Origin of the sequence: Protofrankia sp. CiT1 (assembly GCF_917627335.1) — a bacterium.
Classification (GTDB): domain Bacteria; phylum Actinomycetota; class Actinomycetes; order Frankiales; family Frankiaceae; genus Protofrankia.
Map to the genome: position 1 here is coordinate 1 of NZ_CAKJTP010000165.1, position 8,432 is coordinate 8,432.

Annotated in this window: 11 protein-coding genes; 4 read left to right on the plus strand and 7 right to left on the minus strand. The window is 69.2% G+C overall.

Annotated features, from left to right (window positions below; translation table 11 throughout):
* The 4 genes from MJ785_RS18585 to MJ785_RS18600 all read right to left on the minus strand — a co-directional run.
* The coding region (locus MJ785_RS18585; protein WP_239382018.1) for a hypothetical protein at positions 1 to 967 on the minus strand (967 nt) is incomplete at its 3' end.
* A 38-nt stretch (positions 968 to 1,005) separates the two neighbouring features.
* Positions 1,006 to 1,743: a hypothetical protein gene (locus MJ785_RS18590; RefSeq protein WP_239382020.1), complete on the minus strand. Its 738-nt coding sequence runs from the start codon at positions 1,741 to 1,743 to the stop codon at positions 1,006 to 1,008.
* Positions 1,744 to 1,752: 9 nt separating this feature from the next.
* Positions 1,753 to 2,127: a hypothetical protein gene (locus tag MJ785_RS18595; protein ID WP_239382022.1), complete on the minus strand. Its 375-nt coding sequence runs from the start codon at positions 2,125 to 2,127 to the stop codon at positions 1,753 to 1,755.
* Complete coding sequence (locus MJ785_RS18600) at positions 2,124 to 2,648, minus strand: hypothetical protein (protein WP_239382024.1); 525 nt, start codon at positions 2,646 to 2,648, stop codon at positions 2,124 to 2,126. Before MJ785_RS18600 ends, MJ785_RS18595 begins: the two co-directional genes overlap by 4 nt.
* A 254-nt stretch (positions 2,649 to 2,902) precedes the next feature.
* On the opposite strand from MJ785_RS18600, the gene MJ785_RS18605 reads away from it, so the two are divergent.
* Entirely contained in the window at positions 2,903 to 3,271 is a 369-nt protein-coding gene (locus MJ785_RS18605) for a hypothetical protein (RefSeq protein ID WP_239382026.1), read from the plus strand.
* A 6-nt stretch (positions 3,272 to 3,277) separates the two neighbouring features.
* Positions 3,278 to 4,033: a lytic transglycosylase domain-containing protein gene (locus MJ785_RS18610; protein WP_239382028.1), complete on the plus strand. Its 756-nt coding sequence runs from the start codon at positions 3,278 to 3,280 to the stop codon at positions 4,031 to 4,033.
* A gap of 180 nt (positions 4,034 to 4,213) precedes the next feature.
* On the opposite strand, the gene MJ785_RS18615 is transcribed toward MJ785_RS18610, so the two are convergent.
* Positions 4,214 to 4,774 carry a hypothetical protein gene (locus MJ785_RS18615; protein WP_239382030.1) on the minus strand — a complete coding sequence of 187 codons (561 nt, stop codon included), beginning with the start codon at positions 4,772 to 4,774 and terminating at the stop codon, positions 4,214 to 4,216.
* The gene (locus MJ785_RS18620) at positions 4,774 to 5,430 is read right to left on the minus strand and encodes a VOC family protein (RefSeq protein WP_239375736.1); all 657 of its coding nucleotides are present in this window, start codon (positions 5,428 to 5,430) and stop codon (positions 4,774 to 4,776) included. Before MJ785_RS18620 ends, MJ785_RS18615 begins: the two co-directional genes overlap by 1 nt.
* A 489-nt stretch (positions 5,431 to 5,919) precedes the next feature.
* On the opposite strand from MJ785_RS18620, the gene MJ785_RS21970 reads away from it, so the two are divergent.
* Positions 5,920 to 6,051 (plus strand): hypothetical protein, encoded by a 132-nt coding sequence (locus MJ785_RS21970; protein WP_255724036.1) that lies wholly within the window; start codon positions 5,920 to 5,922, stop codon positions 6,049 to 6,051.
* Between the two features lie 249 nt (positions 6,052 to 6,300).
* Here MJ785_RS21970 and MJ785_RS18625 read toward each other — a convergent pair whose 3' ends face one another.
* On the minus strand, positions 6,301 to 7,362 hold the full coding sequence (locus MJ785_RS18625; RefSeq protein WP_239382032.1) for a YafY family protein: 1,062 nt from the start codon (positions 7,360 to 7,362) through the stop codon (positions 6,301 to 6,303).
* Positions 7,363 to 7,466: 104 nt separating this feature from the next.
* Between MJ785_RS18625 and MJ785_RS18630 the strand changes: the two genes are divergently transcribed.
* Positions 7,467 to 8,039 (plus strand): DinB family protein, encoded by a 573-nt coding sequence (locus tag MJ785_RS18630; protein ID WP_239310251.1) that lies wholly within the window; start codon positions 7,467 to 7,469, stop codon positions 8,037 to 8,039.
* Positions 8,040 to 8,432 lie beyond the last annotated feature (393 nt).

Consider the following 8,432-nt stretch of genomic DNA (forward strand, 5'->3'; position numbering starts at 1 on the left):
CGCCGGAACGGCCCGCTGACCGGGACGCCACCCCGGCAGTCGCGGCCAGCACCCCGGCGGAGGCCCCCGCCCCCGCCGCCCAGGAGAACAGCCGCATCAGCACCGGCAGAGCGACCAGCGACAGGATCATCATGGTCAGGCCCATGAACCGGTCCCGGTTCGCGGTCACCGGATCCGTACCCGCCTCCGAGGAATGCAGGTAACTGAACGCCGCCCCGTAGACCAGAGCCGCGGCCGGCTTGTAGCAGACCATCGCGACCAGCCAGCCGACGATCTTTGACATCCAGCGGCGGGTCGACGGCAGGAACCCGCCGGCGGCGGCCAGGACCAGCATCCCGGTCAGGATCGGGATACTGGCCTCCCGGAACATCATCAGGATTGCCTGCACGATCGAGACCACCAGCGCGATCAGACAGTAGACGATCACGAATCCGGTGGCGGCGAGATGCTGGTTGTCTACCCCGAGGACGTGTTTCATCACGGGCGCCAGCTGCTGGCCGTCCGTGGACAGCACCCAGTCGGAGAACGCGTCTCCGGCGTCCAGGGCTTGCTGGACGACGAGGACCCCGATCCCGGTCGTCAGTCCCACCATCAGCAGGCCGCGAGCGATGTCCAGGAGCGGCTGGGGTTTGTGTTGCAGGGCCATCCGCGCGGCCTGGATCGTCAGCCCGCACAACGCCACCGTGATCACGATGGGCCACATCCAGCCCCGGATCGCGGCGACCACCTCGATCGGGGGTGCGCTCACCGGGTCCACACCGGGTGTGACCGGCTGCTGCACCCGGACCGAGGGGGCCTTGACCCACCAGGTCGAGGTGGTGTCCACCATCCACGCCAGCCCCTTGGCGAGGGCGTCCTCCAACGAACTCAACGCGTTGTCGGTGACCGTGTCGACCGCCGCGCCAGCACCGGCTTTGACAATGACACCGCTGATCTCGGCAGCGGGACCGAACTGGGTGTATTGCAACGGGTTATACCCATCCCCAAGCAGTGAGGCCTGGGCTCCTACCTCCGGGGGAACAGTTGGAAGCCGGCGGTGGAGGTGATGGGGGTGGTGACCGTGTCCCAGCTACCGCCGGGTGGGGCTACGCTTCGCCAATCTCCCTGTTCCCAGCGCAACTCAGCACGGCCGGCGGCGTAGACGGTGGTGCCAGTGGAAGTTTCACCAACGGTGGCCACATACAACACGATCCGGTCGGGGGTGACCGCGTCGAAGCGGACCCCGGCGTAGCGGAAGATCGGGTCTGAGAACCGTCCGGTCAGCCGGGCGGGAACGGCATGTTGCGCCGCGGTCGTGCGAACCCGTTCCAACAGCGCCGGCTGGTCAACGCCGGTGGTCTGGTCGGCGATGGTGGGTTCGAAGATGTAGGCGCCAACCCCGGCGTTGGTACGGATTACGATGTTGATTGCGGCGAGGGCCGCGCCCAGCGGGGTGTGGGCGAACCCGGAGGCCCGGTCGTCGGCCAGGACGTGCGGGCCCGCGGTCGGTGACACCGGCAGGGCGAAGCCGTGGAAATCCATCCAGCGCAGGTCGGAGAAGTCCAGGGTGGGCAGGCCCGGATCCGGCAGGACCGGCCCGCCGGTCCCCGAGACCGTCCCGGCCGTACCCGCGGTCGGGGCCGGCGCCGGCGTCGGGGAGCCGCCCCGGTTGCCGAGGACCAGCCCGACGGCGATCCCGGCCGCGACCAGCCCGGCCGCGGCCAGGATCCACACCCCGGGAGAGAAACGACGCCCGCCAGTCATCCCCGTGTCCTAACCGGCGAGAGTGAGGATGGTGGACAGCAGGATCGGCCCCATCGCGATCAGGGAGACCCCCAGCAGGGTCCAGGGCACCCCGAGCGCGCCGTCCGCGGACATCGCGTGCCGGTTGCGCCGCCCGATCATCATCTGGATCGCGCAGATCGACAGGCCGATCACTCCCGCGACCAGCCCGCCGTACTTCACCAGGGCGATGAACCAGTCGGTGACGTTGGTGACCTGCGTCGGGGCCGCGGGCGCGGGATTGGGGATCCGCCAGATCGGCGTGCTGGCGGGTGTGGGCTGGCCAGCAGGGGCCGGGGTGTCGGCGGGTGGAGCGCTGGGAGCGTCGCCGACCGCGAGATACAGCGAGGCCAGGAACCGGCTCACGGATGGATGTCTCCTTCTGCGTTCAGAGCGCTGCGGGCGGCCGTGGCCGCGGCCGCCCGCAGCGCGGGTATCCCGCCATGCAGCGGATCGGTGACATAACGCCAGCGGGTGACATACGGCAGGCGGTGGACGGGGGTGTGCGCGGCCAGCAGCCGCAGCCGCTGGGTGACTCCGCGCGGCTCGGGCAGCGGCCCGTCGGCGACCACGACCAGCCCGGCGGGGTGGACCTGGGCGGCGTTGGCGGCGGCGGTGACCCGCCCGGCTACCGTTACTGCCTGCACGGTGCCGCGGGCGACCAGCACCAGCGGCCGGCCGGCGAACCCACGACTGGCCGCGTACCGGGGCCAGTCGGCGACGACACCGATGTCGATCGCCGGCTGCAACAGCGTTGCCACGGTGGTCGCTCCCGCGCCACCGTGGCAGCCGGCGACCACCAGCAATGGTGGAGCGGGAGCGACGTCCACGCCCGCGCGCCGGTGACGGGGCCGTGCGACACGGCCGGTGCGTGCCAGCACCGACACGTGATGATCACCTCTTGTGTGAGCCGCGACATGTGCTGTCAGAATAAGGGAAAAGGAAAAAATTGTCCCTATTAGGGATATATGGCGTGAGGGTTGTGTTTTCCATGAGAAAAGCGTGGCTTTTACATGTTTTTTTGCTGCCCGTAGTGGTCGGCTGCGGTGGCGGAACCGGCCGCGCGCCCGCCCCGGCCGTGTTCCCGGCTGCGACAGCGGCGCGCACCCCGCCGTCGCAGCCCCGAGGAGATCCCGCGGCTGTGTGCGCGGCGTTCGCCACCACAATCCACACCGTCGACACCGCCATCGACGCCGGGCCCGGAGCCGCCTACTACCGGGCCCGCCCCTACGTCACCGCCCGCCTGTCCCAGCCGATCAACGGTGTCGACGTCGACGCCCGCTGGGCGCAGTGGGCCGCCCACCGCGCCGCCACCACCGTCACCGCCACGGTGCTGGCCGCCGAAGCGCCCCCCGACAGCCTGGTCGACGCGTACCGGGCGGTCCGGGTCACCGTCACCCCCCGCGGTGTCGACGGCTGGACCGGCCCGACCCAGACCCGGATCGTGTTCTGCCAGCTGGCCGCCGACAGCGGCGGGTGGCGGGTCGACTCCTACACCACCAGCGGCTGACCACCGATGCCTGGCCGTGCCCTCACCCTGATCGCCGCCGGTGCGGCCGCCGTCCTGGTCGGCCTGCCGCTGGCGCTCCTGCTCGCCGTCACCGTCCTGCACGACCGCACCGGCACCCCGGCCGCCACCGCTGGCGGTCCGCTGCGCGCCGCCGCCGTCCCCGCACCCTACCAGGACTGGATCATCGTGGCCGGTGCCGGTGACGACCACTGCCCCCCGCTCAGCCCGGCGCTGCTTGCCGCCCAACTCGCCCAGGAGTCCGGCTTCAACCCGCGCGCGGTCTCCGCCGTGGGCGCGCAGGGTATCGCCCAGTTCATGCCCGGTACCTGGCCGACGTGGGCTGTCGACGCCGACGGCAACGGCACGGCCAGCCCGTTCGACCCCGCCGACGCGATCATCGCCCAGGGCCGGTTCATGTGCGCGCTACTCGCCGACACCGCCGACGGGATCGCCGACGGCAGCCTCACCGGTGACCCCGTCAGCCTCGCGCTGGCCGCCTACAACTGCGGGCTCGGCTGCGTGCGCGCCGCCGGCGGCCTCCCCGCTACCCCGCAGACGTCATCCAACGTCTCGGCGAGCCTGGAGAGATCGACCCGTACCGGCGCAGCCGCGGCTGGGTCAGGGGGTGCGTATGGATTCGCCACAAGCGGGCCGAGTCCGAGCGCTGCGACCTCCGCCGGGTCCAGTACCTCCCGCAACGCCCGCCGCGCCGTCGCGAGCCGCGTTGCCGCCTGGTCTGATTGCGCCGCCTGGCCGATCTGATGCCGCTGGCGTCGGATGAACCACTCGACGATCTGCGGGGCGAGCATCAGCGCATTCGTCACACCCCCGATGGCCTGCGCGAGCTGATCGATGAGCTCGCGCAGGCCATCGGAGATCGGATCGGTGTTCGGACCCCCGTCCTGCTGCGATGCCATGCGGCCCCTTTCTGTGCTGTGACGGTCAGCGGCCCGGACTACGGGCAGGCGCAGAGGCGACACCCGGCCGGGCAGACGGTGAGGGCACCGCGGTGCCCTCACCTGGGAGAGGCAGGGACGGGAACGCCACACCCCGCGGACTGCCACCCCGCGGGGTGCCGGCCGTCGCGGTGGTCTTTTGTTGCAGTTCGGCGAGCCGGTGTGGGACATCCTGAGCAAGTGGCGCTGCGGCGTCGTCGGCCCGTGAGTAGACAACTTCGTTGGTTCGCCGGCTGTAGATCGTAATCGATCCTGTTGGGCTGATTTCTATCCTGTTTCCCTTCGTGAGAGCGATAAGGCCACCATCGGGAGCGCGCCTGATGAAGTCCTCGCGTGGTGGGTACATCCGGCCGTCGAATTTCAGATCTGGATTCGGGTTCTTCGGTACACCGCTGAACTCGTCTTCAACCGCCTCCAGCGTAGCGTTTAACTGCGCCAACGCCTCGTAGGCGCTGGTCGCTGGAGGCAGCTCGTTCAGCCTGTGGTACATAATGGCCAGCCGTTCCGGTAAGGAGAGCGGTCCTGGCTCTTCCTGCTCCTTGCTCATCACTGTCCCGCGTCCGCGGTCCGAAGTACATCTCGGATAACAGCCAATGCTTCCTCAGCTGAGGAGACGACCTTCTCATGACCGGTGAATCCCTGCTCCTGCAGCGGATCAACGGACACTCCCCATTCGGCATCACCTGGTTTCCCTGCGATAGATGCGTGGTGTCCGTCAACGCGGATGTCGATGACGACCGCTCCGGACGGGAAGGATTCTACGGTCGCTGCCACGTCCTTCCCGATAATCGATGTGGCCAGTGCCGTGTAGATCATTATTGCCGGCTCCGTCCTCTCCGCCACATGGATGTCGATGGTGCGTCCCTCAGGGTCGCGAAGAACGTGATTGCCAGGTTCCAGGGGCAGATCGAAGTCGCTATGGTAGATGGTAAGGCCAATGCGGATTCGTCCGGTCACTTCCCGGCCACCTGCAGGATATAGTTCGAGGACCGCCCCACCGGCCAATGTGGCCGCATAGTGTTCAGGACCGGAGCCGTGGCGTTCCCGCTCGAATACCAGGCCCAGCGTTCGGTAGAATTCGCGGCAGGCAGACACGTCAGAACAGTAGAGAACGATGAGGTTGATCTGCGTTTCTGTCATCTCCGCATTGTATACATATCTGATCTGGATAGTTACGGAGGGGAAGGATTTACGGTAAAGCACCGAGGCGCGTCCCAGCAGGGGCCGAAGCGGTGTACCGCGGGGACGATGAAACGGTGGTAGCTTACCGTGATTCCGCAGCGGCAGATGCGGTCGCGGCGATTATGCGCATCCCGACGAACGTAGTGAGGTCGACCTGGTCGTGTATGGCGGCAGGTCGCACTCCTTGCGCGCGCCGATCTGGCAGCGGGGAGAGCTGTGGGCGAAGCGGGCTCGAGCCCCGGGCGGGCCAGTCCAGCCAGCGGACCGGGTCGCCAGGACGGGCATCCATTCGGTAGGCGCCCTGCCAGACCGGTCAGTTCTTCGACGAGATCACCGCAGCGCTGGCGCCGTGTTCGTTGTCTGGCGACCTCCTTTGTTGACCATGGTGTAAGTGCCGAAGGGCTGCCCTGGTCATCGCGCCTGGGGCGGGCGGCGTGTGCGCTGCCGATGTCAATCAGTTCCACGCTGCTGCTTCCCGCCTGCTCGGCGCTCAGATCGGCGGCTATGATCATGACTGGAACGGACTCAAGTTACCGGCAAGTACGGAAACTCGGGCTAGCCAACGGCTTCGCCTCCTGCGGCGACCCGGCCGCGCTGCAGACGATCTGCGACCAGCTCAGCCCCGGTGGCTGGGAAGGCTGAGATCGACGCTGCACGCCGCATCGCGGTCGCGGTCTTGCCCACCGCCTTCGGCCCATGGATCGACAGAGCGCGAAGATGCGACTGAAGTGCGTCCAGCGTGCCGTCGAGGACACGGCGCCGATAGTCGACCACGTCTCTACTCTGCCAACGACAGGGATTCGAGTCTTCCAATAGCAGATCGATAGGTCTGCCGATCCGACCTCGTCCGCACCGCCAGTGAGGACGAGGTCGGATCGGCGCCGTCGCGCGTCACCTTCCGGTATCGGGTTCATCGCCGGCACCTCGGCCTCCCGTCGGGACGATCCGCCCGTGCGTCGGCGCCTCGCCCCGCTGTCCGGCGGCGGCGCGGGCGTAGCGGCGGGCCAGGGTCGCGAAGGCATCCGCGAGTTCGGGTGGCCCGAGGACCTCGATGTCGGCGTCGAACCGGCCGACGGTGGCGGCCAGGCTGGGCCACGACCAGGAGCCGACGACGAGCCGGCAGCGGTTCGGGCCGAGCTCCTCGACGATCCCGTCCTGGGAGTACTGGGACACGAAGGCGGCGGGCAGATCGACGATCATTTCCCCGCTGCACGGCCAGCGGTCCGGGCCGGCGGAGCCCCCGAAGCGCTGGGCGACGAAGGTGGCCACGTCCCCGCCGGGCAGCTGGCGGGGGGTGAACCGCGGGCCGGCCGGGGGACGCGGGCTGATCCGGTCGGCGCGGAAGGTGCGCCAGTCGTCGCGGTCCAGGTCCCAGGCGACGAGATACCAGCGTCCACCCCAGGTGACGAGGTGATGGGGCTGCACCCGACGCGGCGGGGAGACATCGGCTGTGCCAGACCGCGACGGGACGGCGTAGTCGAAGCGCAGCTCCTCGCGGGCATGGACGGCGGCACCGAGCATCACCAGAACGGCCGGCTCGACCTGCGGGCAGGGCCGGCTTCCGCGGCGTTCGACCGCGGTGACCCGCAGCGCGTCGACCCGGTGGCGCAGCCGCGCTGGCATGACCTGCCGGACAGTGCTCAGTGCGCGGGCCGCCGCCTCCTCGATGCCGGCACCGGACGTGACGGCGAGCTGGAGCGCGACGGCCAGGGCAACGGCCTGCTCGTCGTCGAACAGCAGCGGTGGCAGTTCCGCCCCGGCATCGAGCCGGTATCCGCCGTCGGGACCCTTGGTGGCCCGGATCGGATAGCCCAGCTCACGGAGCCGGTCGACGTCGCGGCGCACCGTGCGCGGGCTGACCTCGAGCCGCGCGGCCAGCAGCGCCCCTGGCCAGTCCCGGCGCGCCTGCAACAGCGAGAGCAGGGCGAGCAGGCGCGCTGACGTCGTCGGCATGCCCATGAGATTGCCTGAAGAAGAGGCCAGAAACTGACCGCTTCCCGGACGACCGTGGTGGTCACCGCCGACAACGGAAAACAGCCCAGAAGGGGCCGATCACGATGATGACCACACAGCCCGTAGCCCTCGACGCGGAGCGGGCCGACCTGCTCGCCGAGCTCGCCGTGGCCCGAGCCAGCCTGATCAACACGACCCGCGGTCTCAGTGACGAGCAGGCCGGCGAACGCCCGACGGCCAGTGCCCTGTGCCTGGGCGGGCTGATCAAGCATGTCGCCGCCGTTGAGGAAGGCTGGATGCGTTTCGTCCTCGAGGGGCCGTCGGCGATGAACTACGCGCTGCCCGACGGCGTCACCTGGGAGGAGTTCATGACCGGCACCGCACGTGAGTACCCGGCCTGGGCCATCAAGCGCCAGAACGAGTTCCAGATGCTGCCAGGTGACACGATGGCCGGGATCGTCGCCCGCTACAAGCGGGCCGCTGCCCGGACCGACGAGATCGTCGCGGCCATCCCCGACCTGTCAGTGACGCAGCCACTGCCGGAAGCGCCCTGGCACGAGCCGGGCGCGCGGCACAGCGTCCGCCGGGTACTGATCCACATCATCGCCGAGACCACCCAGCACGCCGGCCACGCCGACATCCTCCGCGAAACGATCGACGGCCAGACCGCGACCTGACAGCCGTGCCAGCGTCCCGCGACGAAGCCTGGAGGCGGTGGACGGTATCCAGGGAGCTGGCACAGAACGTCCAGAACCCGGGTCCCGCGACGCGGTGCGGCGCCGAGTGCCGCCCTGGGCACCGCGGGCGTTCTGTCCGATTTTTTCGGTGCTGACGTGAGAACGCTATTTCTGCTGCCGCCGACCATGACCGAGGTCACACCGGACGCAATACCGTCAGCGCGTTCGCTCGGCGGCGCTGCCATCCGGTCAGGGCATCCAGTTTCGGGCGACGGAAGGAGAATCACAGTGCGTGCGAGGTCCAGGACCATCCGCGGTGCCGCGTTAGTCATGGGTGTCGCCCTCGCGGCGGCGGCCTGCGGCAGCTCGACGCCGTCAACGACCGGCTCCACC